Below are 26,733 nucleotides of genomic sequence, written 5' to 3' on the forward strand. Positions count from 1 at the left end.
CGATGAATCGAGCCGCGGCTGCGCGGCTCAGTCCGATGAATCCGCCGATTCGGCGCGAAAGGTCCGCCGATACGCCAAGGGGGCGACGCCGATCGAATCGTGCAGGTGCTGGCGCAGCGAACCGCCGGTGGCGAAACCGACCTCGCCAGCGATGCGGTCCACCGTCAGATCGGTCGATTCGAGGAGCTGACGGGCGCGGAAGACGCGCTGCTGGATGAGCCAGCGGCCCGGGCTCATGCCGACCTCGTCACGGAAGCGGCGGGCGAAGGTGCGCTTACTCATTCGGGCCTGCACCGCGAGATCGTCCATGGTCAAGGGCAATTGGAGGTTCTCGAGGGCCCAGTGCCTGGCGGCGGCGGTGCCCACCGAGGTCGAGGGCGGCACCGGCTGTTCGATGTATTGGGCCTGGCCGCCGTCGCGCCACGGCGGCACGACACAGCGCCGCGCCACCGTATTGGCGACCGCGCTGCCGTGATCGCGGCGCACCAGATGCAGGCACAGATCGATGCCGGCCGCCGCGCCCGCCGAGGTGAGCACGTCATCGTCATCGACATACAGCACATCGGTATTCAGCCGGACCCGGGGAAAGGTGCGCCGGAACAGCTCGGCCACATTCCAGTGCGTGGTCGCGGGGCGGCCGTCGAGCAGTCCGGCGGCGGCCGTCACGAACGCGCCGGTGCAGATCGAGACGATGCGTGCGCCGGGCCGGATGCGCGCGAATGCCTGCGCCAGTGGCGGCGGCAGCGTGCCGCCGAGCGTCATGTCGATATCGCAGGCCGGGATGACCACGGTATCGGCGCTCGCCAGCGCCCGGCTGTCGTGCTGGACGGCGATGGCGAAATCGGATCGGCTCGGCACCGGTGCGCCGTCGACCGAGCAGGTGCTCACCTCGTAGCGGTCCGACGCGGTGCCGAATACCCGGCTCGGAATGCCGAGTTCGAACGGATACACCCCGTCCAGGGCGAGCACGACCACACGATGTTTCCGCGCATCCGACGTAGCGACCATGGCACGATCGTATCGAATATTGGCAATCGTGCCATTTTTCGGAGCCGCCGCCCTCGGCAAGCTGAGGGACATGAACGACACCACCATGCGCGCGATGAGCCAGCACGTGATCGGCGGCCCGGAGGTCCTGACCGAGGTCGAACTGCCGATTCCGACGCCCGGCCCGGGCCAGATCCTCATCCGGGTGCGGGCCGCCGGCCTCAATCCGACCGATTGGCGCCATCGCGGCGTCGCCGGGCTGTTCCTCGGCGAACCGCCGTTCGTGCTGGGCTGGGATGTGTCGGGTGAGGTGGTGCGGACAGGCATCGGCGTCACCCTGTTCGAGCCGGGCGACGAGGTCTTCGGCATGCTCCCCTACCCGCACGGCCACGGCGCGCTCGCCGAATACGTCGCCGGTCCCGCTCGCGCCTTCGCGCCGAAGCCGTCGAACCTGGACCACATTCAGGCCGCCGCAATCCCTCTGGCCGCCCTCACCGCCTGGCAAGCGCTCGTCGACACCGCGAAACTCCAAGCCGGACAGCGCATTCTGATCCACGCCGCCGCGGGCGGCGTCGGGCACTTCGCGGTCCAGATCGCCAAGGCGCGCGGCGCCCATGTGATCGGCACCGCGAGCGCGGCCAACCACGAATTCCTGCGCGGCCTCGGCGCCGACGAGACGATCGATTACCGCACAACCGATTTCGCCGAGGCGGTCCGCGATGTCGACGTCGTGCTGGATTCGATCGATGACGAGAACAGCGTGCGATCGATGCGCACGCTGCGCCCGGGCGGTCTGCTGGTCTCCTTGCGCGCCTTCGGCGCGACCGATTTGACCGCCGAGGCCCGGCATTCGGGCGTCCGGGCGGTGCGCATGCTGGTCGAGCACGACCACGCCGGGATGACCGCACTCGCACGGCTCGCCGAATCCGGGGCGCTGCGGCCGACCGTCGCCGGAGTCTTCCCGCTCGCCGACGCCGCGAAGGCGCACACACTCGGCGAAACCGGCCGCACCGTAGGCAAATTGGTCCTCACGGTGCCGTGATCCGGCGGGGTCAGCGCTTTCTTGCGTGGCCGATCAGAATGTCGGCGCCCCACCAGGTCAAGCGCCCGGTGATCGCGAAGTACAGGAAGATCGCGAAGTACACCAGGCTCGCGCCGTAATCGTCGGCCCAGCCGGGCATCCGGTTCATCGTCGCGACCGCGGCGATGAGCAGGACCAGTCCCGTCGCGACCGCGAGCGGGGCAAGAGTGATATTCAGGTCGGACGAATGGCCGGGATGCTCGTCGGCAAGGGATCGACTCATGATGGTGCGTCTCTTTCCGGGGACAAGTTCTCGGTGTTCTGGAGCCTGATCGCGTCGCCGCGGCGGTTGTTGTCGCGGCACTCGAATTTTGTATAACCAATCGAGCCGCAATCGTTACGTTGCCGAGCTAGACGGCTGCGACCAGTCCTCGCGCACCGGCAATCAGCTAACCCACAGCAATCTCAACGCGGTTCCGCCGGACATCTCGCCTGTCGAGCCGAGTCGCGGAAGCGAAACTTCCACAGGACAGACCGAGCCATACGGCCGCGTTTGTGGCATGCCTCACATTCGAGACCTACCATCCGAAGCATGAGCAATAAGGCTGTCCTCGAAGGTGGGCCGGAAGACTTGCCCGCGCGCATCGTTCCGATCACGCCGCCCGGCGTCGAGCTCAAGGTCGAATTCCGCGGCGGATACGAGCACTTCAAGGTCACCAACCGGGAGGCCGATACGCCCGAGGGGCGACTGCCGGTCTACCAGTGGTCCGACCGCACCAAAATCGCGGAATAGGCGAACGCCGACGTCACGGCCGCGCCCGCCGGACCCGTGACGCACTCGGGGCGGCCCGCAGACCTGCGAACCGCCCCGAGTTACCCGATGGACTGCGTCAGTCCTCTTCCAGCTGGGCGCCGACCTCGTCGGGGATGTCGACGTTGGTGTAGACGTTCTGCACGTCGTCGCTGTCCTCGAGCGCATCGACCAGTTTGAACACCTTGCGCGCGCCGTCGAGGTCGACCGCCACCGACACCGACGGCTGGAAGCCGGATTCGGCGGAGTCGTAATCGATTCCGGCGTCCTGCAGCGCCTTGCGCACCGGGATCAGATCGGACGGTTCGCTGATGATCTCGAAGGATTCCCCGAGGTCGTTGACCTCCTCGGCGCCCGCGTCGAGCACGGCCAGCAGCACGTCGTCCTCGGAGAGACCGTTCTTGTCCAGGGTCACGATGCCCTTGCGGTGGAACAGGTAGGAGACCGAGCCCGGGTCGGCCATATTGCCGCCGTTGCGGGTCATGGCGACGCGCACCTCGCCCGCGGCGCGGTTGCGGTTATCGGTGAGGCATTCGATCAGCACCGCGACACCATTGGGGCCGTAGCCCTCGTACATGATGGTCTGCCAGTCGGCGCCGCCCGCCTCTTCACCGCCGCCGCGCTTGCGGGCACGCTCGATGTTGTCGTTCGGAACCGACGACTTCTTCGCCTTCTGGATGGCGTCGTACAGCGTCGGATTTCCCCCCGGGTCACTGCCACCAGTGCGGGCCGCCACCTCGATGTTCTTGATCAACTTGGCGAAGAGCTTGCCGCGCTTCGCGTCGATCCCCGCCTTCTTGTGCTTGGTGGTGGCCCATTTGGAGTGGCCGCTCATTCCCTACTTCCTCCAGTCGACAGCACGTCTGATCGTGCGCACGTTACCCGCACCGGCCGGGTAGACAACTCTGTAAGCCTACTCGTCCGGTCAGGACAACTTTCCGAGGGCAACTACTGGGCGTCGCGCACCAGATCGACGAACATCTCGTGCACCCGCAGATCGCCGGTGACTTCCGGGTGGAACGAGGTCGCGACCACCTTGCCCTGCCGCACCGCGACGATGCGTCCGGCGAACGGGCCGCTCGGGACAGTGGCCAGCACCTCGACGCCAGCGCCGGCGCGCTCGACCCACGGCGCCCGGATGAACACCGCGCGCATCGGGCCGCCGGTCAGGCCGGCGAATTCCAGATCGGTTTCGAACGAATCGACCTGCCGACCGAACGCGTTGCGGCGCACCGTCATATCGATACCCGACAGATGCTGGGCATCGGGGCGGGTGTCGAGCACCTCGGAGGCGAGCAGGATCATGCCGGCGCAGGATCCGAAGGCGGGCATGCCCGCACGCAGCCGCGCGCGCAGTGGTTCGAGGAGTTCGAAGACCTCGAGCAGCTTGCTGATCGCGGTCGATTCGCCACCCGGCAGTACCAGCGCGTCCACCGCGGCCAGCTCGGAGGCGCGGCGCACCAGCACCGGTTCGGCGCCGCATTCCGCCAGCGCCGCGACATGTTCGCGCACATCACCCTGCAGCGCCAGCACGCCGATGGTGGGCCGGGCGGGAGTCTGCTGCGCGCCCGGAGCGGGCGAGGCGACCGATGCGTTCACGCCACGAGCTTACGAGGCGAGGCGCTGTGGTCCTGCTCACGGTGGCCGTCAATGTTGCGTCAAGACCGGTCCTATTCGCCCGAAGCCGGTCGACACTCGCAGATGTGATTGCCGTGTTGCCGCGCAAGGCGCCAGCGCCGAGCGGAAAAGCGAATGCTGTCGCGAAGCGCCGGGGGTTGACGGTTTCGACCGGTCTGGCGGGGCTTTCCCTCGATGCGATGGCATCGGTTTCCTATGGCCCGGAAGCGATCGTGCTGGTGCTGGCCACCGCCGGTGGCGTCGGACTCGGCATGACCCTGCCGGTGACCCTCGCGATCGCCGCACTGCTGGCCGTGCTGGTCGCCTCCTACCGGCAGGTGATCGCGACCTTCCCGGACGGCGGCGGCGCGTACGCGGTGGCCAAGCGGCATCTCGGCCATCGCACCAGCCTGGTGGCCGCGGCCTCGTTGATCGTCGACTACATCCTCAATGTCGCGGTCTCGATCGCCGCGGGTGTCGCGGCACTGACCTCCGCGTTCCCGGCATTGCACGGATACACGGTGTGGATCTGCCCGGCAATCCTGGTCGGGATCACCGCGCTCAATCTGCTCGGCATCCGAGAAAGCGCCCGCGCCTTCATGATTCCGACCATTGTGTTCGTCGCGGGCATCTTCGCGGTGATCATCGGCGGTCTGCTGCGCTCGGAACCGGCCAGCGTCACCACCGGGGTTGGGGCGGTCAGTGATATCCACACCGTCGGAATCCTCTTGCTGCTGAAGGCGTTCTCCAGCGGCTGCGCGGCGCTCACCGGTGTCGAGGCGATCGCGAATGCGGTGCCGAGCTTCGACGCGCCGAAAGTCGAACGCGCACAACGCGCGGAGGTCGCGCTCGGGGCACTACTGGGCGTCATGCTCATCGGGCTTGCGGTGCTGATCGAGAAGTTCTCGCTGCGGCCGATCGAGGGGACGACGGTGCTCTCCCAGCTCACCGAGGCGGCGCTCGGACACGGAATCGGCTACTACGTTGTGCAATTCGCGACCGTCGTACTGCTCGCGCTGGCCGCCAATACCTCCTACGGAGGATTGCCGACACTGACCCGGATCCTGGCCGACGACAACTGCCTTCCGCACCGGTTCGCGGTCAGCTCACCGCGTCAGGTGTACCGCTACGGTGTGCTGACGCTCGGCGTGACGGCGGGCGTGCTGTTGATAGCGGCGCGCGGCAATATGAATGCGCTGGTCCCGTTGTTCGCGATCGGTGTCTTCGTCGGTTTCACCATCGCCCAGACCGGTATGGTCCGGCACTGGTGGCTGACCCGTGCGGCGGGCTGGCGCTGGCGGATCGCGCTCAACGGCTTCGGTGCGCTGCTCACTTTCGTCGCCGCGATCGTCACCACCGCAATGAAATTCACCGAGGGCGCCTGGCTGATCGTGCTGGTGCTGCCCATGCTGGTGCTCGGCATGGAACGCATCCGCGGCGCCTACACCAGAATCGGCGGCCGCCGTGGCAACGGCGCGATTCCGGATCAGCCGCAGGCCACCGGTACCGCGATCGTGGTGCCGATCTCCGAGGTCTCCGAGTTGAGCCGCGAGGCGCTCTCGGCCGCCATGTCCATCGGCAAAGACGTTGTCGCCGTGCATGTTTGTCTGCCCGGTGAATCGGTGAAGGCGTTCACCAAGGCCTGGGAGGCATGGCATCCCGAGGTCAGGCTGGTGCTGCTCGCGGACAGCGACGCCACGGTCGGCGGTCCCGTCGCTCGGTATGTCCGGGAGAACTTCCCCGGACGGCGCAAGGTCGTGGTCATTGCCGAGATCGATCCGCCGATCGGCTGGGACCGCGTGCTGCCCAGCCACCGCAGCGATGAACTCGAACGCGAACTGCGTCGGATGAGCGACACCGTGGTCTGCCACCTACGCGTCCAGGTGGTCTGAGCCGTATGCGGGCTAAGGACTGTTGCCGTCAGTCGTCGCGCAATGTGCGGATCAAGCCCTCTTGCACGACCGCCGCGACCAACTCGCCCTGACGGTTGAAAATCTTGCCGCCGGTCAGCGCCCGGCCGAAGCCAGCGGACGGGGAGGACTGGTCGTAGAGCAGCCAGTCGTCCGCGCGGAACGGGCGCAGGAACCACATGGCGTGGTCGAGGGAGGCGTTCTGGGTCGGCTCATCGGGGTGAGTGACCTTGGAGGACCCGAGCAGGGTCATATCGCTCATGTAGGCGAGGGTGCAGACGTGCACCACCGGGTCGTCGGGCAGCGGGTGCCGGTAGCGGAACCACACCTGCTGCTGGGAGACGACACCGTCGCGGCGGGCCACCACATCCTGCGGCACGGTGCGGATATCCCAGTGCTCCCATTCGCGCATCGCCCACAGTCGTTCGGGACTCATCGTGGTGCTGGCATCGGGCAGCTCATCGGGGCCCTGCACCTGCGGCATCACATCCTGATGCTCGGGACCGGCGTCACCGATGTGGAACGACGCCGACATGGTGAAAATCGCGGCTCCGTCCTGCACGCCGGTCACCCGACGGGTGCAGAAGGATCGGCCGTCACGGATCCGCTCCACCAGGTACACGGTCCGCTCTTCCGGATTCCCCGGGCGAAGGAAGTATCCGTGCAGCGAATGCACCTGGAACCGCGGCTCCACCGTTCGTACCGCCGCCACCAGTGCCTGACCGGCAACCTGTCCGCCGAATGTGCGCGGGAGCTGGGTCTTGGTGGACGCGCCACGGAAGATATCCCGCTCGAGCCGCTCTATCTCCAGCGCCTCTTCGATTGTCGCCATGGCGCTGACATTATCCCGCCCGCCGACGCGGGCTCCGCCCGGCTGGCCGGTGATCCATCGGCAACGGCCGCGGCCGCCGCCCACAATGGGGTGCGACAGCGCGGTTTGATGGGATGGGCCGATGCCGCATTTCGATCCGATCACCCGCGACGGACTTGTCGAATTACTGACCAACCGCATCCTCGAGCTGAGCGCGCGCGTGGTGATAGCGATCGACGGAGCCGACGCCGCCGAACCCGTGGCGATCGCGGACCGCATCGCCACCGCGCTGCGCGATACCGGACGTGCCGCGGAGGTGGTCTCGCTGCACGACTACATCCGGCCCGCCTCGCTCCGGATGGAATTCGGGCGCACCGACGAAATGTCTTATCGCACCGCCTGGTTCGACTATGCGGCGCTGGACCGCGAGGTCATTCGCGCGCTGCGCGAGGATGCGCGCTGGCTGCCGGCTCTCTGGGACGAGGGTAGTGACCGGTCGGCCCGCTCCTCCATCCGCAGCGCCACGGCCGACACGGTCTTGCTGGTTGCCGGGCCCATGCTGTTCGGGCGGGGCCTGAGCTTCGATCTGACGGTGCGGCTCGAGATGTCCGAGCCCGCACTCCGTCGCCGCACCCCGGCCGAGGCGCAGTGGACGATTCCCGCAATCCTGCGACACGACCACGACAGCTCTTATGCCCCAACCTTTTTCATCCGCTGGGATCATCCCGATCGGCCCGCGCTTCGGATCGACGACAACGCCCGCAGATGAAGGCTTTCCTACTCGGAGGCCTCCTTGCAATTTCTTTCTGACGTACGGTTTCGCACTTTGATTTCAGGGAGGGATTCATGTTTAAGTGCGCATATCTAAGTAGGTAGATGATTACCAGTTGTTCGGCAGTCCGCTACCAACCGACTGACCCGACCTCCCGATGCACACGCACTCGGCTCCCTGCCGAATGTCCGGGCCCGCCGAGGTGCCACACGCCCGGCCGAAACGAATCCCGTTGTCGCCGAGGGTAAGTCGAATATCGCCACTCCCCCACCGTCGGCACGAAACCACTCGACCCCACCTCCACGAACACGCCGGGTGGCGAGCGCCGCACGCGCCCGCCACCCGGCGATGAACTGTTCCCGGCCGAACCCGGCCGGGCAACAGCGAACTATCCGCAGGCCACCGACTGCTGGCCGAGGTTGGTCAGCATGGTGCAGGCCCAGGACTTCTCGACCTTCCACTTGCCGTCCTCGGCGACGAACGGTACGTCGACGACGTTCTCCTGGCCATTGACGACGAACTTCGCCTTGGCATTCACGCTGTCACCGAATGAGGTGACCTCGGTGACCGTCACCTGCAAATTGGCGCCCTTGGCGGCCTCCGCGAGGCGGCTCGGCAGATTCGGATCGGCCTGTGCGCCCTGCACCAATTCGAGCTTCTCCGCACCGGGTACCGACGGATCCAGCGCGCGGGCGAGTGCGGCATTCAACTCCGCCGCGGTCGGCACCGGCGGCAGGTTCGGGTTGGCCACCGCCGACGTGGTGGCCTTGGACGGCTTGGTCGGGGTGGTCTTCGAGTCATCGCTGCTGCACGCCGACAGGCTGAGCGCGGCCACGACGGCCAGACCCGCAATCGCGATACGCCCGGTCTTACGAAGCTTCAACTGATCATCCTTTGCCGTTCGAATAGGTCCGTGACCGCGCCGGCGCCGCATTCGATTGCCCGCGCGGTCGCCGACGTGCACCGAATCCCGAAGCTAGCCACCAACTCTGTGGTGGGAATAAGACAACTGTGTGGGATGTGCAACGGGTTCGCTCCGCCCCGCGTTCGACCACACGATCGATGCCAACCAGATCATGCCGACACCAGCGGCGATATGGCCGGTCCGCACGATGGGAGCCGGGAGCAGGAAGGTCAGGCAGAGGGCCGAAAGCCCAACCGTGTACAGCGCGATGGCGAACCGCGACACGGCACCGCTGCGCAGTAGTGCCGCGCCGAACAGAACAGTGCCGATGAGGGCGATGGCGGCGGTCGCCAGGAAGGCGAATCGCGCTGGGCTCCTGAGCAATTCGTCGACAATCGGGCGATCCAGATGGACCAGCACGAAGTTCTTCGTATACGCGACGCCGGCGAAGTAGCCGAAGCCGAGGAACTGGATGACGAAGGCGATGGCACCGAAGCGGCCGAGTTTCCGGTGCAGCAGTGCGTAGATCGCCACCAGCAGCCCGATGCCGAAGGGGACGGCGCCACCATTGAGTAGTTGAGTGAGTGCGGCTTTGTGGCCGACGACGAGTTCGGTGCCGCCAGCGAGTGCGATGGCGCAGCCGCAGATCAGGCCCGCGGCGGCGCCGAGGCGAAGCAGCGCTCGGGTGTCCATATCGAATTCCTTTCTCGAGGTGCGGCCGACGCTAGGAATCCGGTGGTCACGTTGGTAAGTGCCGTACGACCCATGACTTTCGGCCATACTGTCGGCGCACGACTGGTCGCGGTGAACGGTCCCGCCCTACGCTCGGGGCATGATCCGTCCGCGGGCACTGACCTGGGTGGCGTGCTTCCTCTACGCATCGGTCCTGCTCGCCGGGGTGGCCATGGCAGGGATGGGCGTCTGCCCCATCGACGCCGGGCTGCTCGGTTTCGTCGGCGTGCTCGCGGTGCTGTGCGGCCTCGAATTCGTCGAAAGCCGAAGGACCGCAACCAGAGTCACGGCCGTCGCCGGGCTCCTCGCACGTGCCGTGCTGTTCGCGCTCGCCACGGCGCTGGATTGTCAGGGCAATGCCAAGGTCCTGTTCGCACTGCTGCCCCTCATGGCGTACTGCACGCTCGGTCGCCGGATCGCGTTCGGCATCGCCGCGTTGGGGCTGATCACCCTGGCCGGCTTGGTGCTCGTCCGGCCAACGCTGCGGCACGATCCGGAAAGCGTGTCGGACCTGCTGATGTTCGCGATCGGCGTGGTGTTCGCGCTGGCCATCGCGGTGATCGCCGAACGCGAGGAGGCTGGTCGCCGCCGCGCCGAGATGCTGTTCACCGAACTGTCGGACGCCCATGCGCGACTGCGCGAATACGCCGACCAGGCGGCAGCCCTGGCGGCCGTGGCCGAGCGCAGACGGATGGCGCGCGACATCCACGACACCGTCGGCCACCACCTGGTTGTTACCGCTATCCAGTTGGAGAAGTCCGCCGCCTACCGCACGCTCGACCCGGCCGTCGCCGATCAGGCGCTCACCGACGGCAGAGATTCGGCCGGACTCGCACTCCAAGAGGTCCGCCGTGCGCTGGAATCCCGCCGCACCGACACGGAATTCGCCCTCCGCACGGCCCTCACCACCCTGGTCGACCGCCTGGACGAACCCGAATTCACGGTGCGCCTCGACCTGATCGGCGCCGAACAGCACATCCGCGAACCTGCCCGTCTCGCACTGTATTTCGCCGCGCAGGAAGCACTGACCAACGCCCGCCGCCACTCCGGCGCAACGGCCGTCACGGTGCGCGCCGATCTCGCCAACCCGACCGCGACACTCGAAATCACCGATAACGGTGGTGGTTTCGCCCCTGGATCGACCACCGGTCATGGCTTGACCGGCATGCGCGAGCGACTGGATCTGGTGGGCGGCATCGTCGAAATCACCACCGGGCCAACGGGTACGCGATTGGTCGCCCTGGTGCCGCACCTGGAGTCGGCACAGTGAACGCAAGGCCGACCGACTACTCGTCACGACGCGAGCCCCACGATTGCGATGCAACGGACGGCACGCTCGCGGTCCGGGTGTTGATCGTCGACGACGAGCGCCTGGTACGGGAGGGTATTGCTGCGCTGCTCGCCCTGCAGCCGGGGATCGAAGTGGTGGGCGTCGCCGAGAATGGTTCCGACGCTATAGAACTGGACTGGGATCCGCGCCCCGACGTGGTGCTCATGGACGTGCGGATGCCGGGTATGGACGGCGTCGAGGCGGCGAGCATCCTGCGGGCGCGGGCGAAGGTGTTGATGCTCACGACCTTCGACGATGACGATTACATCGTGCGCGCACTGCGGGCCGGAGCGTCCGGCTATCTGCTCAAGGACCTACCCGCCGCCGAACTCGCGCAGGCCGTGCGCCTGGTCAACGCGGGCGTCGACCAGTATTCGGCGACGGTCTCCGGGCGACTCGCGGCAATGGTGCGTCCGCACCCGACCACCCCCACCATCGAGTTGACGCCGCGGGAAGTCGAGGTGCTGCGGCTGGTCGCTAATGGCGCGGCCAACAGGGAGATCGCACGCACGATGTATCTCAGCGAGGGCACCGTGAAGAATCACGTCTCGAACATCCTCAGCCGCCTCGGCGTACGTGACCGCACCCAGGCCGCGATCTACGCGCGTGACCAGGGACTCATCTGAGCGGAGAACGAACGACGCCCGCGGCAGCGGATCGTGAAATCCCTTGCCGCGGGCGTCGATTCAGTTCAGCGGTAGCGCCGAATCACCAACCGCGCTCGGCCAGCCGGTGATCGACCGGCAGCTCCTCGACATTGATGCCGACCATGGCCTCGCCCAGTCCACGCGAAACCTTCGCCAGCACATCCGGATCGTCGTAGAAGGTGGTGGCCTTGACGATGGCGGCGGCGCGCTCGGCCGGGTTGCCGGACTTGAAGATGCCGGAGCCGACGAATACGCCCTCGGCGCCGAGCTGCATCATCATCGCGGCGTCGGCGGGGGTGGCGATGCCGCCCGCGGTGAACAGCACGACCGGCAGTTTGCCGGTCTGGGCGACCTCTTTCACCAGCTCGTACGGCGCCTGCAGCTCCTTGGCCGCGACGAACAGCTCGTCCTCGGGCAATGACGACAGCTTGCGGATCTCGGCGCGGATCTTGCGCATGTGGGTGGTGGCATTGGAGACGTCGCCGGTGCCCGCCTCACCCTTCGAGCGAATCATGGCCGCGCCCTCGGTGATTCGGCGCAGCGCCTCACCCAGGTTGGTGGCGCCGCACACGAACGGCACGGTGAAGTTCCACTTATCGATGTGGTTCGCGTAGTCGGCGGGGGTCAGCACCTCGGACTCGTCGATGTAGTCGACGCCGAGGCTCTGCAGAATCTGCGCCTCCACGAAGTGGCCGATGCGGGCCTTGGCCATGACCGGGATGGAGACGGCGGAGATGATGCCGTCGATCATGTCCGGATCGCTCATCCGGGAAACGCCGCCCTGCGCGCGGATATCGGCCGGAACACGCTCCAGCGCCATCACCGCGACCGCACCGGCGTCCTCGGCGATCTTGGCCTGCTCGGGGGTGACGACGTCCATGATCACCCCGCCCTTGAGCATCTCGGCCATCCCGCGCTTCACGCGGGCGGTGCCGATGGTGTTGGTGGTCTCGGGCGTGGTCACGGCAAACTCCTGAGTCATGTGCGCCAATCGGGTCGCTTGGAACTAACGACACCGATTCTAGGCGGGCCGATCAGGCCACTTGATAGCCAGTTGGAGTCCACTGGCCTTGCCCCGACCAGCGAGTCTGCGTGAGGTCGGTCACGACTGGACCGATCGGGCGGCGCTCGGGAGGCGGCATATGCGGCGCGAGCGCGGACCGATGCAAAACGGAGCCGCCGGGTCGACGCATTATTTCGCCGACCCGGCGAACACCGGGTTTTCGTTCTAGAGCGGGCCGATCACCAGCAGTTGTGCCCAGTACTCCGCGGCGGCGGGGCCCAGCAACGGCAACAGGAAATCGAACAACAGGTAGGACATGTACTGCTTACCTCCACGCACCAATGGACATCTCACTGCAGTGGAATCACCACCGAATTCCGAGCAGCGCTCTCCCGTAAGCACTACCCAGGCGGCATCAATCCAGTCGCGACGCTATCACGATCGTGAAACACATCACAGGTGAGAGCCGCAGGCGCGCACGGGGATCGCGGCGTAGCGGATGCCGTTGGTCCGAGCGCGCATTTCTGCGCCGATTCCCGTGCGACAGTTCGGCATTCGAGCGAACGCTCGGCACATTGCCGACGCCCGAGGCGGCGCGCTCAGCGGATGGAGCGAACCTCGGGGTCGGCGGCTGCGGAGGCGGCGGCCGCGGCTTCGGGGAGTAGCTGGTCCAAGTGGTAGGGATAGACCGTCTCGCCGGTGTGGTCGAGGGTGACGATATCGGAGCCGGTACACCATTTGTTGCCCGTGATGCTGCGGCGCTCGATGGCGGTCAGGTTGCCGGGCTTCGGGTCGTAGGCCGGGACGCGCAGCGCGAAGAACAGCTCCTCGGCGCGGATGAGTTCGCCGTCGAAGGGGAAAACCGCGACGCGCCGCCAGATAGGACCGCGCAGGCTCGCCGGGTCCGCGGTGTATCCGGTTTCCTCCCATAGTTCGCGCACGGCGGCCGAGCGCAGGGTCTCCCCCGGTTCCACGCCGCCGCCGATGGTGAACCAGAAGGAGACGTCGGGAGTCTTGGGGTCGTTGCCGCGCATGAGCAGCACACGATCTTGTTCGTCGAGTAGCACCACACGCGCGGAGGTGCGGACGGTGTCGACGGCCAGACCGATGGAGGCGGCGGGGGTGGTGCGCTCGCTGATCTCGAAGTAGGTCGGCAGCGGCGCGGTACCGCCCAGGTGCAGGATGCGGACCGGGCGGCGGGTGCGCAGGGCGAGGGTGTCGCGGACGGCGTCGTTGTGGAAGCGGCGCGCGATCAGCACGCGGGCCTCGGCGTCGGCGAGCTCGGCGACCTGCTGTGGGCGCAGTTCGGCGACATCGATCGCGGAAAGCGCCGTGGAGAGCTGGTTTTCGGCGGTTTCGCGATCGGCGCGACTCGCCCGCTCGGCCCGATCGGCCAGCGCGGACAACCGTTTGGCCTGCTCGGACCGCGCCGCATCGGAGGTCGCCCCCATGATCGCCCCGGCGACCGACCTCGCCACCACCGCCCGCCTGGCCAGCGCCCCATCCAACGCCTGCCAGGACTGATCCGACCGCACATGCAGCCGGTCGAGCCGATTCGCGGTCGAGGCCGCCCACAGACCGATCGCGACGATCAACGCCGCGATGAGCGCTAGAACGAGAACAGTTGTGGCAGAGAAAGTAATCATCCGGCGGCCCGGACCCTGGTGTCACCAACGGTGACCGTCTCGTACACCCGCAGGATCTGTTCGGCAACCACCGGCCAGTCGTATTCGCCGACCACCTGATTGGCGGTGCAGACCAGGGCCTCACGGCGGACGTCATCGGTGAGCAGGGTGTCCAGCGCCTCGGCGAGGCGGGCCGAATCACTGACCGGGACCAGCATTCCGGCGGTGCCGTCGCGCAGCACGCGACGGAAGGCGTCCAATTCGCTTGCCACTACGGCGGTTCCGGCGGCCATTGCCTCGATCAGGATGATGCCGAAGCTCTCGCCGCCGAGATTGGGCGCGACGTAGACATCCGCGCTGCGCATCGCCGAGGCCTTCTCCTCGTCCGAAACCTGGCCGAGGAAGCGCAGGTGGCGGGCGAGCGGCCCGGCGTCCCGCCGCAGCCGGTCCTCATCACCGCGCCCGACGATGAGGATTTCGATATCCGGATGCTTGCGCACCAATTCGGGCAGCGCGCCGAGCAGCACCTCCATCCCCTTGCGCGGTTCGTCGTAGCGGCCCAGGAACAGCACAGTCCCACCCGCGCGCGGATAATCGGGCAGCATCGGGGCGCGCGCGAAGGCGGCCACGTCGACGCCATTGGGAATCTCCACCGCATCCGAGCCCAAGGCCTCCACCTGCCAGCGCCGCGCCAGCTCGGAGACGGCGATCCGGCCACTGATCTTCTCGTGATACGGTCGCAACACACCCTGAAAGGTGCTGAGCACCAACGATTTCGTGGTCGAGGTGTGGAAGGTGGCCACGATCGGCCCCTCGGCGATCTTCAGCGCGAGCATGGACAGGCTCGGCGCATTCGGCTCATGGATGTGCAGCACGTCGAAGTCATTGCCGTCGATCCAGCGGCGAATCCTGGTGTAGGCCATGGGCCCGAAGGACAGCCGGGCAACCGAACCGTTGTACGGAATCGCCACCGCGCGACCGGCCGACACCACGAAATCCGGCAGCGGCGTGTCCTCCGACGCGGGCGCCAGCACGCTCACCTTGTGACCGCGTTCGATGAAGACCCGCGCCAATTCCACGACATGGGCCTGCACGCCGCCGGGGACATCGAACGAATAGGGGCAGACCATGCCGATTTTCATGGTGTCTTCTCCCCTGCGGACCTGCCGATCCCGGCCTGCGCCGCGGCGATCCTGGCGCGCCGCTCCGCCGAAAGGTCCTGTTCCCATAGTGGCTGCAACATATGCCAATCGGCGGGGTGCTCGGCGATATTGGCCGCGAACCGGTCCGCCAATGCCTGGGTAGCCGCCGCGACACCGCCCGAAACATCCAGCGGCGCTTCGGTCTTCATCCCCCAGCCCTCGCGGCCATCGGCGTCGACGGTGAACCAGACGTGCACCGGGATCAGCGCGGCGCCGGTCTCGATGGCCAGCTTCGCCGCGCCCGCGGGCAGCCAGGTGCGCTCGCCGTACATGGTTACCGGCACCCCCTTACCGGTCAGATCCCGCTCGCCCATCAGGCAGACGACCGTGTTCTCGCGCAGGCGGGCGGCCAGCGCGGCGAACGGCGGCTGCTCACCGCCGGTCAGCGGGAACACCTCGAAGCCCAGGCTCTCCCGGTAGGCGACGAACCGCTCGAACAGCGACTCCGGCTTCAGCCGTTCCGCGACGGTGGCGAGTGCGCCGTCGTGGTTGACCAACCAGACCCCGGCCGCATCCCAGTTCCCGGAATGCGGCAGCGCCAGCACCACACCGCGTCCTTGCGCCAGTGCGGCATCCAAATTCTCCACGCCCTCGACGAGTGACCCGGTCAACGCCGAGTGATCCATTGTCGGAAGGCGGAATGCCTCACGCCAATAGCGCGCGTAGGAACGCATACTCGCGCGAATGAGGTCGTCGGGCACCTCGGCCGGAGTTACACCGAGGACGCGAGCAAGATTGCGCCGCAACTGATTCGGCGGACCACCCGCTCGGAATGCGCGATTGGCCTTGTTCGCGACTCGATTGCCGCCCCAATCGAACGCCCGCCGTGCAGTCGATTCGGGCAGTGTACGCACGACCCGCCAACCGGCCGCATAGGCCCAGTCCGTCAGTCCAGCCTTGATCCGAGATCCAAGGCCGCCGTGCGCATCCGCACCAGATCGTTGGCTCGACTCGCCGACAGGCCGCGCGGAATCCCCCGACGCGCCGGGCTGGGAGCTCACGAGGGCAACTCCGTCGCGTCCGCGGGATTCTGTGGTTGCGCGGGCGGGATCACATCCCGCGCGCCCGGCGAGTTCCGGACCGCCAGCACCCGCTGGAACACCGTGATGATGCTCAGCACCGCCAGGATCCACATCGCCACGTGGACGGCCCAGGTCAGCCATTCGATCCCCCAATAACCGCCGATGCCGGTGAATCCGGCGCCCACCAATACGATGATCAGCCGATCCGGCCGCTCGATCAGCCCGCCGTCGGCGGAGAGTCCGCTCGCCTCGGCGCGCGCCTTCGCGTATGAAATCACCTGGGAGGTAACCAGAACCACCAGGGTCGCGAAGAACAGCGGCTTACTGTTCTCGTGATACACCGCCCACCAGGCCAGCCCGGCGAAGATCGCGCCGTCGGCGACCCGGTCGCAGGTGGCGTCCAGTACCGCACCGTATTTCGTGCCGCCGCCGCGGGCTCTCGCCATGGCGCCGTCGAGCATGTCGAACATGACGAACAGCCAGATCACCATGGTCCCCCAGAACAGATGTCCGGTCGGGAACAAGGTGACCGCGGCCGTGATCGAGGCGACGGTGCCGATCACCGTCATGGCGTCCGGAGTGAGCCCGGTGCTGACAAGCGCTCTACCCAGCGGCGCAGTCGCTTTGGAGAACGTCTCGCGGCCGAAGAAGCTGAGCACCCTACTCGACTTCCTTCCACGCCGCCGAGAGCAGCGCCCGAGTTTCCCGCAACAACTGCGGCATGACCTTCACCCCGCCGATGACGGTGATGAAATTGGCGTCGCCACCCCAGCGCGGCACGATGTGCTGATGCAGGTGGTCGGCGAGCGAACCACCGGCCACCCCACCGAGATTCAGGCCCACATTGAAACCGTGGGGCCGCGAAACCCGCTTCATCACCCGAATCGCCTGCTGGGTGAAGGCCATCAGCTCGGCGCTCTCCTGTGGCGTGAGGTCCTCCAGGTTGGCCACCTTGCGGTAGGGCACCACCATCATGTGCCCCGGGTTGTACGGGTACAGGTTGAGCACCGCGTAGACGTGCTCACCGCGCGCGATGACCAGACCGTCCTCGTCCGACATCTTCGGGATATCGGTAAACGGATGGCCCGTAGCATCTTTCGGAGTGGCGGCCTCGGCGATATAGGACATCCGGTACGGAGTCCACAACCGCTGCAACCGATCCGGCTCACCGGCCCCGGTGTCCACGAGGCTCCCCTGCTCGTCCGAGTCCGCGTTCAAATCCGCGAGCCCGTCCGGCACCGTGCGCTCACTCATGCCTGGCCCTTCACCACAAAACCCTCGGCGGTCGGCGAGGCGTTCTTCCGGTTCGCGATCCATTCCACGATGGTCGCCACCGCCGCCGCGACGGGCACGCCGTTGACCTGGGTGCCGTCGCGGAAGCGGAAGCTGACCGCGCCCGCGTTCACATCGCGCTCACCGGCGAGCAGCATGAACGGAATCTTCTGCGCGGTGTTGTTGAAGATCTTCTTCTGCATCCGGTCGTCACTGCGGTCGACCTGTGCGCGGACGCCCGCGTCCCGCAGCTGCTCGATCACCGAATCCAGGTGCGGCGCAAAGGCTTCCGCAACCGGAATGCCGACAACCTGAACCGGCGACAGCCACGCGGGGAAGGCGCCCGCGTAGTGCTCGGTCAGCACACCGAAGAAGCGCTCGATCGAACCGAACAGCGCGCGGTGGATCATTACCGGCCGCTGCTTGGTGCCGTCGGATGCGGTGTATTCCAGGTTGAAGCGCTCGGGCAGGTTGAAGTCGAGCTGGATGGTCGACATCTGCCAGGTGCGGCCCAGTGCGTCCTTGGCCTGCACGGAGATCTTGGGGCCGTAGAAGGCGGCGCCGCCCGGATCCGGGACGAGCTCCAGTCCGGACGCCTCGCCCACCCTCGCCAGGGTTTCGGTAGCCTCCGCCCAGATCTCGTCGGAGCCGACGAACTTCTCCGGGTCCTTGGTGGACAGCTCGAGGTAGAAGTCGTCGAGTCCGTAGTCGGCGAGCAGGCCGAGCACGAACTGGAGCGTATTGGTCAGCTCCGCGTGCATCTGCTCCTTGGTGCAGTAGATGTGCGCGTCGTCCTGGGTCATGCCGCGCACGCGGGTCAGGCCGTGCACGACGCCGGACTTCTCGTAGCGGTAGACCGAGCCGAATTCGAACATCCGCAGCGGCAGTTCCCGGTACGACCGGCCGCGGGACCGGAAGATCAGGTTGTGCATCGGGCAGTTCATCGGCTTGACGTAATAGTCCTGGCCGGGCTTGCGGACGGTGCCGTCCTCATTGAGTTCGGCGTCCAGGTGCATGGCCGGGAACATGCCGTCCTTGTACCAGTCCAGGTGACCGGAGACCTCGAACAGATGGCCCTTGGTGATGTGCGGGGTATTGACGAATTCGTAGCCCGCGGCGATATGGCGGCGGCGCGAGTACTCCTCGAGCTCCTTGCGGATGATGCCGCCCTTGGGGTGGAACACCGGCAGGCCGGAGCCGAGCTCGTCCGGGAAGCTGAACAGGTCCAGTTCCAGGCCGAGTTTGCGGTGGTCGCGGCGTTCGGCCTCCTCGAGCAGGTGCAGGTGCTCTTCGAGGGCCTCCTGCGACTCCCAGGCGGTGCCGTAGACGCGCTGCAGATCCTCGCGGTTCTGGTCGCCGCGCCAGTAGGCGGCGGAGCTGCGGGTCAGCTTGAACGCGGGGATGAACTTGGTGGTCGGAATGTGCGGGCCGCGACACAGATCGCCCCAGACCTTCTCGCCGGTGCGCGGATCCAGGTTGTCGTAGATGGTCAGCTCTTTGCCGCCGACCTCCATGACCTCAGGATCGTCGATGCCCGACTTATCGCTGATCAGCTCGAGCTTGAACGGCTCCTTGGCCAGTTCGACGCGCGCGTCGTCGATCTCGACCACCCGACGCGAAAACCGCTGCGCGCCTTTGACGATCTTCTTCATCCGGGATTCCAGCTTGGCCAGATCCTCCGGGGTGAACGGCCGATCCACCTGGAAGTCGTAGTAGAAGCCGTCCTTGATGGGCGGGCCGATGCCGAGCTTGGCCTCCGGGAACTCCTGCTGCACCGCCTGGGCCAGCACATGCGCGGCCGAATGCCGGATCACGCTGCGGCCGTCCTCGGTGTTCGCGGCGACCGCCTCGACCTCGACGTCGGTTTCCGGGGTCCACGACAGATCCTTCAGCCCCTCGGCATCGCGCACGACGACGATGGTTTCGGGCCCCTTCGTCGGCAGTCCCGCCTCGCGCACCGCGGCACCCGCCGTCGTCCCTGCTGGCACCCGGACGAGCGCGACAGGGCTGGTAGGTGCTGAGGTGGTCACGGCGAGGGACTCCTTGGCGTTCGCTGGCGGGCGTGTTCCCGCGCTGGTGCGGGCGGTTGCCCACGGGTCATCGTCGGAGGCGAATTTGCTCCGGCGCGACCATGCTATCGGCACCCTGGCAGCCCCGCGTCGATGGACCGGGCTCGCCGCGTCGCGGGTCGGCCGGTGTGCATATGCGAGACCCGAACGTGACGTTCGGCAAGCGGTTCCGTCATCCGAACCGCCGCCCCTTCGATGCGGTGCGCGCGGCGCTCGGCCGAGATCGGATCCGATGCCGGGATCGGACGGTGCGTGAGTTCGATCGACTGCGCTGAGCGTGCATCTCTCGGTCCGGTGATTCCCGCGGGAACTGCTCGACCGCGGCTTTCGAGCCGGGCCCGGCGATCATATTCGCGCGAAAGGTGCGGCTCCGCGCAGGTGTCGGGCTGGCGTGCGAGGACCGATGTCGAATGCGTTGCGGGCGATCAACTTTCGGCGGCAAGCTGAGCCAGCAGAGCCTTGCGCTCGGCGGCGGGCCGCTTCGGGCAGCTGGTGCACATCTCACATCCGGGCACCTCGAAGACCAGGCAGCAGGAGATGCGGCGCACAAAACTGCGCCCACCGACCTCCACGAACCGCGGCACCGGTAGCTTCCCGCCGACCTCACTCGCAAGCCGCACCCCGGCCTGCGGATTCCCGGCGTCGAGCGCCCGGTTACCGATGGCGTCGGCGGCTATCGCCCACAACGACGGCACGCCCGCGCCGGATACCGCCGCGACGGGCCCGATCACCGCGGCCAACGTTTCTCGCAGCGCGTTCGCGCACGCCTGACTCAGCGCGGCATCATCCGCCTCACGCGGCGCACTGACATCCACATCACCCTGAATCACGGCTGCTGAGCCGGGTAGCTCGCGGGCGGGACTGATCGCATCGGGCAGCACGTCCGAAGCCTCGTGTAGGTCGGCATCAGGCCCGGATAGTGGGCCGGTCTCCGATCCAGGCAGCGCCACAGCCTCCGGACCGTGCTGTGCGCGAGCATCGGTCCGATCCAGCGCGCCTCGATCTCGGTCGGCATCGGCGGTCTCGCATACGTGGGCACCCGAGAGCTCGGAACCTTCCGTGGTAGGCGGCGGAGCGGCTGTCTCGATATCGGCGGCGGGCACGATGCGGACTCGTTCTATGCCGCCGTCGGGTCGGACCTCGCAGTCCAAGCGGTCCAGGAACGGCTCCGGCGCGACTTCATCGTTCGCATAGGCGCGCGCGAGCTGTTCGACCAGAGCGGAGGCGACCATGCACCACCACAGCGTGCCGGAGACCCGTGGTTCGGTGGCGCCCCAGGAGCGGCCCATTTCCGCGATGCGCGCGGACAGCCAATCCGGCTCGGTCAGGGTCCGGCCGGGGACCATGTTCACCACTTCAGGGGACTGCGCAACCACTGCCAATCGACTCCGATCCAGCCGCCGACCACTCCGAATGTTCCCAATACCCATAGCGTCGCGATGACCAGCGCGAAGGTAGCGACCGCCGCGACCACGCGTACGGCAGGACCCCGTGCGGAGTACCACGCCATACCCTGCCGGTACTTGTCACGCAGCCAGCCGAGCGCCCGGCGAGCCCAGGCGAATTCGGTGGCGAGGATGCCAAGCCCGGCGAATACGATCGCCCAGCCGGGTCCGGGGTAGGGAATCGCCAGGATTCCGACACCCAGCACCGCGATGCCGATCACCGCGACCCCGATCCGGTAGGCGAGGTTCAGCGTAGGCCGCCCGGCCACCCGGGCGCGGAAGGCGCGCCATCGGCTGCGCTGGGCGGTTGCTTCGGATTCCAACTCGACACTCATCGCCACCAGCGTACGAGCGCAAGCGGCAGGAATGGACCCGCCCGAACGACGTCGGGCGGGTCCGGTGTCATCGCCTCAGACGAGTTGCGGTGTACTGCGCGCTCCGGTGTCGTCGATATGGGCGAGCCCGTCCACGGTCACCTCGACCACGCGCGCGCTGGCGATATCGAAGAACAGACCCGATACCGTCACACCACGCTCGGCGATGGCCGCCCGCACCGCGGGGTGCAGGTGCAGAGTTTCCAACTGCACGGCCACATTGACCATGCTCAGCTGGTCGACCTCGCCGAATCCGGCGGCAGCGGCCGCCCGCGCCACCGGGTGCCCGAGCCGGAACCGCTCGAGGCTCGGATGCGCGTGCGCGAGCCACGGTCCGATCCCAGGACCGGCGTCGGCGCCGGAATGCAGCGCCTTCATCGCACCGCAGGACGAATGCCCGCACACCACGACGGAGCGCACATTCAACTCGGTGAGCGCGAAAACCAGGGCGGCCTCCACCGACGCGTCGCCGCTCAGCGGCACCAGATTGCCCACATTGCGCACCGTGAACATGTCACCGGGACCGCTATTGGTGATGACGTTCGGCACCACTCGCGAGTCCGCACACGTCAGGAAGAAGGTGTCGGGATCTTGCCGGTCCCGCAGCTCGTCCAGGTGCGGACGCACGACATGGGCGTGGCTGCGGTGGTAGGCGGCGACACCCGAGGTCACCGGGTCGGCGGACTTGTCGTCGCCGCGCCACGGGCCGAGGATCTCGTCCAGCACCGCGCGCCCGAATCCGCGGGCGGGTGGACCCGCGGTCGCGTGCGCCATCCTCGCGCTGCCCATTTCCACGAAATCGACTGCGCCGCCACCGCTTTCCTGCTGCCGGACCCAGTCCTCGATGGCCTCGAAGGCGGCGTGGTCGAGGAAGTCGACCGTCATCTCGACGGTGATGTCCACGCCCGCGGGCACTTTCGCGAATTCCGCGGACAGCTTCGGCAGCGCGAGGAAGGTGCAGGAGCCGTCGATGGTCATCAGCCAGCGTTGCGAACCGGGAATCTGCTCGGCCGCCACGGCAACCCGCACCACACGCCACAGCAGCAGCCCGAAAGCCAATGCCAGACCGATGATCACGCCTTCCAGGAGATTCGAGAAGACCACGCCGACCACGGTCACGGCGTAGATGAGCAGATCGCCGGTGCGCCTGGCCAACTTGATATGGGCCAGCTTGACCAACTGCATGCCGATGACGATCAGCAGACCGGCGAGTGCGGACTTCGGAATCTGCTGCACCAGCCCGACCAGCGCGACCGAGAAGACCAGAATCCAAAGGCCGTGCAGCACAGCCGAAGCGCGGCTGCGCGCACCGGCCTGAACGTTGGTGGCGCTGCGCACGATCACGCCGGTGACCGGCAGACCGCCGAGCAGACCGGAGACCACATTGGCTGAGCCCTGGCCGATCAGCTCCCGGTCGAAATTGGTGCGCTTACCGGTGTGCATCTTGTCCACGGCCACCGCCGAGAGCAGGCTCTCGACGCTGGCGATGAGCGCGATGGTGAGCACGGTGATCGCCACGGCGGACCAGTTGCCACTGGGGATCTGCGGCAGTCCGATCGCGTCGAACAGCGAGCCGTTCAACACGATTCGCTCGGCCTCGAACGGCAGCACCAGCGACAACACCGTGCCGACCAGGACCGCGACCAGCGGGCCTGGAACGGCCCGCAGCTTGGCGGGCACCCGGCGCCAGCCGAGCAAGATCGCGATGACCACGGCGCCGACGATCGCGTCATCGCCGTGCAGCGACAACAGCTGCGACGGCAACTGGGTGATGTTGTTCCAGGCGGAACTGTGCGACGATCCGCCGAGCAGCACGTGAATCTGTTGCAGCGCAATGGTTATGCCGATACCGGCCAGCATCGCGTGCACCACAACCGGCGCGACGGCCAGCGCGGCTCGCGCAATCCGGCTGAGCCCGAACAGAATTTGCAATACACCGGCCGCGACGACGATGAATGTGGTTATCCGCCAACCGAATTGGTTGATGGATTCGGCGACGACGACGGTTAGACCCGCCGCCGGTCCGCTGACCTGCAGCGACGAGCCGCCCAGCGTGCCAGCGACGATGCCACCGATGACGGCGGCGATGAGTCCGGCGGCGACCGGCGCGCCGGCGGCGACGGCGATGCCGAGGGACAGCGGCAATGCGACCAGGAAGACCACGATCGAGGCGGGCAGATCGAGGCGCAGGATCGATGTCAGTCGATCCGATAGGGTTTCGGAACTGGGACTGCCCTTGCCCAATTCGGTGGGTGGTATCGGTGGTGCGGCTACAGCGCTATCAATAGCCATTGACTTCTCCTTCGCCGACTCGGCGCGAACGCCGAGGTCGGTTGACGATCAACATGTCCAGCAGGGGCACAGACCGCGAACCGGCATCTCGCGGTGAAGCAGTTCTCGACGCGGCGGTGGGTCGAGAGGTAAACCAAGTCAAGGCTATTAGTAAAGGCTTAGCAAAGCCTAAGAAGTAGCGGCCGGATCCATGCGTCCCGTGTGTGATGCTGACCACATTCGTGCCGAATTCGCTTACCGCGCCGGGACATTCGACGCGCTCCTGCGGTACGCCCGCGGCTAGACGGGTTCCGCCGCGATACCGCGCGCATCGGCCAACTCGGCAAAATCCTCGACCGTCGCCTCATCGGCGAACTCGGCGATGCCGTGCACGGTCACCTCGACGACCCGGGCGGTCGCGAGATCGAAGAACAGCCCGGACACCGCGACGCCCCGCTCCTCGATCCCACGCCGTACCGCCGGATGCTCGTAAAGCCGCTCCAGCTGTAGCGCGACATTCACCATGCCGAGTTGGTCGACCGGGCCGAATCCAGCGAACGCCGCGGCATCGGCGACCGGATGTCCGAGCCGGAACCGCTCCAGGCTCGGCCGCGCATAGGCGAGCCAGTCGCCGAGCCCCGGCCCGGTTCGCACCTCCCGGTGCAGTGCCTCCATCGCACCGCAACCGGAGTGCCCGCAGACGACCACTGCCCGCACATCGAGTTTCTCCAGCGCGTAGATCAGCGCGGCCTCCACAGAAACGTCACTGCCCCCGGCCGGGACCAGATTGCCCACGTTGCGGACGGTGAACAGATCGCCGGGCCCGCTATTGGTGATGACGTTCGGCACGATGCGGGCATCGGCGCAGGTCAGGAAGAACGTATCGGCATCGGGCCGGTTGCGCAGCCCGTGCAGATGCGGCCGCATCAGATGCGCGTGACTGCGGTGATAGGCGGCGATACCCGCCGCGATCGGATCCTCTCGGTTGCCTGTGCGCCGCCAGGGTGCGATCACTTCATCGAGGATCTGGCGCGACCGCCCACGCTCCGGCGGACCCGTCACCGCGGTCGCCATCCGCGCACTGCCGATCTCGACGAAATCGACTGTGCCGCCGTGGGCTTCGCGCTGGCGGGCCCAGTCGGTGATCAGTTCGCAGGAGGCGTGGTCGAGGAAATCGACCGTCATCTCGACGGTCACCTCCGCACCGGCGGGGACTTTCGCCAGTTCCGCGGTCAGTTTGGGCAGCGCCAGGAAGGTGCAGGTGCCGTCGATGGTGACCACCCAGCGCCGAGCGCTGGCCACCGGTTCGGCAACGATCGTCACCCGTACGACCCGCCAGAGCAGCAGACCGAACGACAGCACCAATCCGATCACCATGCCCTCGAGCAGGTTCAGGAACACCACACCGAGCATCGTCGCCACGTACACGTACAGATCGCCGGTGCGGCGAGCCAACCGGATATGGGCCAGCTTCACCAGCTGCACACCGATCAGGATCACCAGCCCCGCCAGCGCCGCCTTCGGAATCTGCTGCACCAATCCCGCCAACGCGACCGCGAACAGCAGAATCCATACACCGTGCAGCACTGTCGCGGCCCTGGACCGCGCGCCCGCATGGACATTGGTGATGCTGCGGACGATCACGGCCGCGATCGGCAGGCCGCCGAGCAGGCCCGATACGATATTGGCCGATCCCTGCCCGATCAGCTCACGATCGAAATTGGTGCGCGTGCCCGGCCGCGTCTTGTCCACGGCGACCGCCGAGAGCAGGGTCTCCATACTGGCGATCAGCGCGATGGTCACCATGGCTATCGCGACGGCGAACCAACTGCCGGACGGGATTTCGGGCAGACCGATGGCATCGGCCAGCGATCCGGTCAGCACGATGCGCTCGACATGCGTCGGCAGCAGCAGCGACAGCATCGTCGCCGCCAGCACGGCGACCAGCGGTCCCGGCACGGCGCGGATCGGGCGCGGCACGAACTTCCAGGTGATCAGGATGACGATCACCACCACGCCGATGAACAGGTCGCCGCGATGCACCGACATCAGCTGGTGCGGCAACTGGGTGAGGCTGGCGAACGACGAACTCAGCGAGTTGCCGCCGAGTAGCACATGCACCTGTTGCAGCGCGATCACCACACCGATACCGGCCAGCATCGCGTGCACGACGACCGGCGCGATCGCCAGCGCACCGCGCGCAATACGACTGACCCCGAACAGAATCTGCAGCACCCCCGCCCCGACGGTGATGAAACAAGTAGCGGCCCAGCCGAATTGGTGCACGCTCTCGGCCACGACGACGGTGAGACTCGCGGTGGGCCCACTGACCTGCACAGTCGAGCCGCCTAGTAGCCCGGCGACCACACCACCGACGACTGCGGCGATGAGCCCGGCGGCGACGGGTGCGCCCGAGGCGACCGCAATACCCAGCGAAAGCGGTAGTGCGACAAGGAAAACCACAACCGAGGCGGGTACATCGTGGCGGCCGACGGCGGCGAGACTTGCGCGAAGCGGCGACGTCCGTGGTGCGAGATCGGTGTCGGTGGACATTATTCTCCTTCGCCGAAACGGCGCGAAGCCGATCCGGTTCATCGGTCGAACATGTACTGGCATCGAAAGCGAGCGGCGGGCGAAGCTGGTGGATCGGGAACGCTCTCATGCGCTTTGCCATGGAGCGGCTTCGTGGAGCAGGACCCGTGACGCGAAGGTCAGACGCAATAGTAAAGACTTCCCAAAGTGAACGGAAAGCTTTCTTGTGCAAATAGGCCCAACCGCTATCAAACTGTGACCCAAGTCACAGTAGGGCAAAAAGTTGGTTCCGGTCAGGAGATTGGGCCGATGACGGCGGATTCCGCGCCGATATGAAAAAGGCCGGGCACTCACAGTGCGCCGACCTTGGTTCCAA

The 26,733-nt window shown here is 66.9% G+C and carries 24 protein-coding genes; 6 read left to right on the forward strand and 18 right to left on the reverse strand.

The genetic code is table 11. The features are described from left to right. Positions 1–27: 27 nt before the first annotated feature. Positions 28–1,008 carry a GlxA family transcriptional regulator gene (locus tag ACHQ4I_RS39965; protein ID WP_420777124.1) on the reverse strand — a complete coding sequence of 327 codons (981 nt, stop codon included), beginning with the start codon at positions 1,006–1,008 and terminating at the stop codon, positions 28–30. Positions 1,009–1,078: 70 nt separating this feature from the next. Between ACHQ4I_RS39965 and ACHQ4I_RS39970 the strand changes: the two genes are divergently transcribed. Continuing rightward, on the forward strand, positions 1,079–2,029 hold the full coding sequence (locus ACHQ4I_RS39970) for an NADP-dependent oxidoreductase (protein ID WP_420777125.1): 951 nt from the start codon (positions 1,079–1,081) through the stop codon (positions 2,027–2,029). A 10-nt stretch (positions 2,030–2,039) separates the two neighbouring features. Here the strand turns inward: ACHQ4I_RS39970 and ACHQ4I_RS39975 are convergent, their stop codons facing one another. Then, positions 2,040–2,291 (reverse strand): hypothetical protein, encoded by a 252-nt coding sequence (locus ACHQ4I_RS39975; protein ID WP_420777126.1) that lies wholly within the window; start codon positions 2,289–2,291, stop codon positions 2,040–2,042. Positions 2,292–2,600: 309 nt separating this feature from the next. Between ACHQ4I_RS39975 and ACHQ4I_RS39980 the strand changes: the two genes are divergently transcribed. Next, positions 2,601–2,801, forward strand: coding sequence for a DUF5988 family protein (locus ACHQ4I_RS39980; protein ID WP_420777127.1), 201 nt, complete (start codon positions 2,601–2,603; stop codon positions 2,799–2,801). Positions 2,802–2,898: 97 nt separating this feature from the next. Here ACHQ4I_RS39980 and ACHQ4I_RS39985 read toward each other — a convergent pair whose 3' ends face one another. Then, positions 2,899–3,654 (reverse strand): YebC/PmpR family DNA-binding transcriptional regulator, encoded by a 756-nt coding sequence (locus ACHQ4I_RS39985; protein WP_420777128.1) that lies wholly within the window; start codon positions 3,652–3,654, stop codon positions 2,899–2,901. A 113-nt stretch (positions 3,655–3,767) separates the two neighbouring features. Then, on the reverse strand, positions 3,768–4,418 hold the full coding sequence (gene pdxT / locus ACHQ4I_RS39990) for a pyridoxal 5'-phosphate synthase glutaminase subunit PdxT (protein WP_420777129.1): 651 nt from the start codon (positions 4,416–4,418) through the stop codon (positions 3,768–3,770). Between the two features lie 104 nt (positions 4,419–4,522). Between pdxT and ACHQ4I_RS39995 the strand changes: the two genes are divergently transcribed. Beyond that, complete coding sequence (locus tag ACHQ4I_RS39995; RefSeq protein ID WP_476445422.1) at positions 4,523–6,328, forward strand: amino acid permease; 1,806 nt, start codon at positions 4,523–4,525, stop codon at positions 6,326–6,328. A gap of 28 nt (positions 6,329–6,356) precedes the next feature. On the opposite strand, the gene ACHQ4I_RS40000 is transcribed toward ACHQ4I_RS39995, so the two are convergent. After that, positions 6,357–7,178, reverse strand: coding sequence for an acyl-CoA thioesterase (locus ACHQ4I_RS40000; protein ID WP_420777130.1), 822 nt, complete (start codon positions 7,176–7,178; stop codon positions 6,357–6,359). 121 nt (positions 7,179–7,299) lie between these two features. On the opposite strand from ACHQ4I_RS40000, the gene ACHQ4I_RS40005 reads away from it, so the two are divergent. Continuing rightward, entirely contained in the window at positions 7,300–7,926 is a 627-nt protein-coding gene (locus ACHQ4I_RS40005; protein WP_420777131.1) for a nucleoside/nucleotide kinase family protein, read from the forward strand. Positions 7,927–8,317: 391 nt separating this feature from the next. Here ACHQ4I_RS40005 and ACHQ4I_RS40010 read toward each other — a convergent pair whose 3' ends face one another. Together ACHQ4I_RS40010 and ACHQ4I_RS40015 are read right to left on the reverse strand one after the other, a co-directional pair. Further along, positions 8,318–8,812, reverse strand: a complete 495-nt coding sequence (locus tag ACHQ4I_RS40010; protein WP_420777132.1) for a WKL family lipoprotein — start codon at positions 8,810–8,812, stop codon at positions 8,318–8,320. A 93-nt stretch (positions 8,813–8,905) separates the two neighbouring features. Beyond that, a complete protein-coding gene (locus tag ACHQ4I_RS40015; protein ID WP_420777133.1) occupies positions 8,906–9,526 on the reverse strand; it encodes a hypothetical protein in 621 nt (206 codons plus the stop codon). Between the two features lie 139 nt (positions 9,527–9,665). Between ACHQ4I_RS40015 and ACHQ4I_RS40020 the strand changes: the two genes are divergently transcribed. Beyond that, positions 9,666–10,835, forward strand: coding sequence for a sensor histidine kinase (locus ACHQ4I_RS40020; protein ID WP_420777134.1), 1,170 nt, complete (start codon positions 9,666–9,668; stop codon positions 10,833–10,835). Continuing rightward, on the forward strand, positions 10,832–11,521 hold the full coding sequence (locus tag ACHQ4I_RS40025) for a response regulator (RefSeq protein WP_420777135.1): 690 nt from the start codon (positions 10,832–10,834) through the stop codon (positions 11,519–11,521). The genes ACHQ4I_RS40020 and ACHQ4I_RS40025 overlap by 4 nt, the downstream gene beginning before the upstream one ends. 82 nt (positions 11,522–11,603) lie before the next feature. On the opposite strand, the gene pdxS is transcribed toward ACHQ4I_RS40025, so the two are convergent. The 11 genes from pdxS to ACHQ4I_RS40080 form a co-directional block, all read right to left on the reverse strand. After that, on the reverse strand, positions 11,604–12,506 hold the full coding sequence (pdxS, locus tag ACHQ4I_RS40030) for a pyridoxal 5'-phosphate synthase lyase subunit PdxS (RefSeq protein ID WP_420777136.1): 903 nt from the start codon (positions 12,504–12,506) through the stop codon (positions 11,604–11,606). Between the two features lie 638 nt (positions 12,507–13,144). Next, positions 13,145–14,188 carry an NUDIX hydrolase gene (locus tag ACHQ4I_RS40035; RefSeq protein WP_420777441.1) on the reverse strand — a complete coding sequence of 348 codons (1,044 nt, stop codon included), beginning with the start codon at positions 14,186–14,188 and terminating at the stop codon, positions 13,145–13,147. Continuing rightward, positions 14,188–15,312, reverse strand: coding sequence for a glycosyltransferase family 4 protein (locus ACHQ4I_RS40040; RefSeq protein WP_420777137.1), 1,125 nt, complete (start codon positions 15,310–15,312; stop codon positions 14,188–14,190). Before ACHQ4I_RS40040 ends, ACHQ4I_RS40035 begins: the two co-directional genes overlap by 1 nt. Beyond that, positions 15,309–16,274, reverse strand: coding sequence for a phosphatidylinositol mannoside acyltransferase (locus ACHQ4I_RS40045; protein WP_420777442.1), 966 nt, complete (start codon positions 16,272–16,274; stop codon positions 15,309–15,311). The genes ACHQ4I_RS40040 and ACHQ4I_RS40045 overlap by 4 nt, the downstream gene beginning before the upstream one ends. Positions 16,275–16,369: 95 nt before the next feature. Then, positions 16,370–17,053 (reverse strand): phosphatidylinositol phosphate synthase, encoded by a 684-nt coding sequence (pgsA, locus tag ACHQ4I_RS40050; protein WP_420777138.1) that lies wholly within the window; start codon positions 17,051–17,053, stop codon positions 16,370–16,372. A 1-nt stretch (position 17,054) separates the two neighbouring features. After that, the gene (locus ACHQ4I_RS40055; RefSeq protein WP_420777139.1) at positions 17,055–17,648 is read right to left on the reverse strand and encodes an ATP adenylyltransferase; all 594 of its coding nucleotides are present in this window, start codon (positions 17,646–17,648) and stop codon (positions 17,055–17,057) included. After that, positions 17,645–19,696 (reverse strand): threonine--tRNA ligase, encoded by a 2,052-nt coding sequence (gene thrS, locus ACHQ4I_RS40060; RefSeq protein WP_420777140.1) that lies wholly within the window; start codon positions 19,694–19,696, stop codon positions 17,645–17,647. The genes ACHQ4I_RS40055 and thrS overlap by 4 nt, the downstream gene beginning before the upstream one ends. A 464-nt stretch (positions 19,697–20,160) precedes the next feature. Then, complete coding sequence (locus tag ACHQ4I_RS40065) at positions 20,161–21,081, reverse strand: (2Fe-2S)-binding protein (protein ID WP_420777443.1); 921 nt, start codon at positions 21,079–21,081, stop codon at positions 20,161–20,163. A gap of 2 nt (positions 21,082–21,083) precedes the next feature. After that, positions 21,084–21,515: a TIGR02611 family protein gene (locus ACHQ4I_RS40070; protein ID WP_420777141.1), complete on the reverse strand. Its 432-nt coding sequence runs from the start codon at positions 21,513–21,515 to the stop codon at positions 21,084–21,086. Between the two features lie 75 nt (positions 21,516–21,590). Next, positions 21,591–23,846: a solute carrier family 23 protein gene (locus ACHQ4I_RS40075; protein WP_420777142.1), complete on the reverse strand. Its 2,256-nt coding sequence runs from the start codon at positions 23,844–23,846 to the stop codon at positions 21,591–21,593. Between the two features lie 279 nt (positions 23,847–24,125). After that, positions 24,126–26,378 carry a SulP family inorganic anion transporter gene (locus ACHQ4I_RS40080; RefSeq protein WP_420777143.1) on the reverse strand — a complete coding sequence of 751 codons (2,253 nt, stop codon included), beginning with the start codon at positions 26,376–26,378 and terminating at the stop codon, positions 24,126–24,128. Positions 26,379–26,733 lie beyond the last annotated feature (355 nt).

Source organism: Nocardia nepalensis (assembly GCF_048910785.1).
GTDB classification, from domain to species: Bacteria; Actinomycetota; Actinomycetes; order Mycobacteriales; family Mycobacteriaceae; genus Nocardia; species Nocardia nepalensis.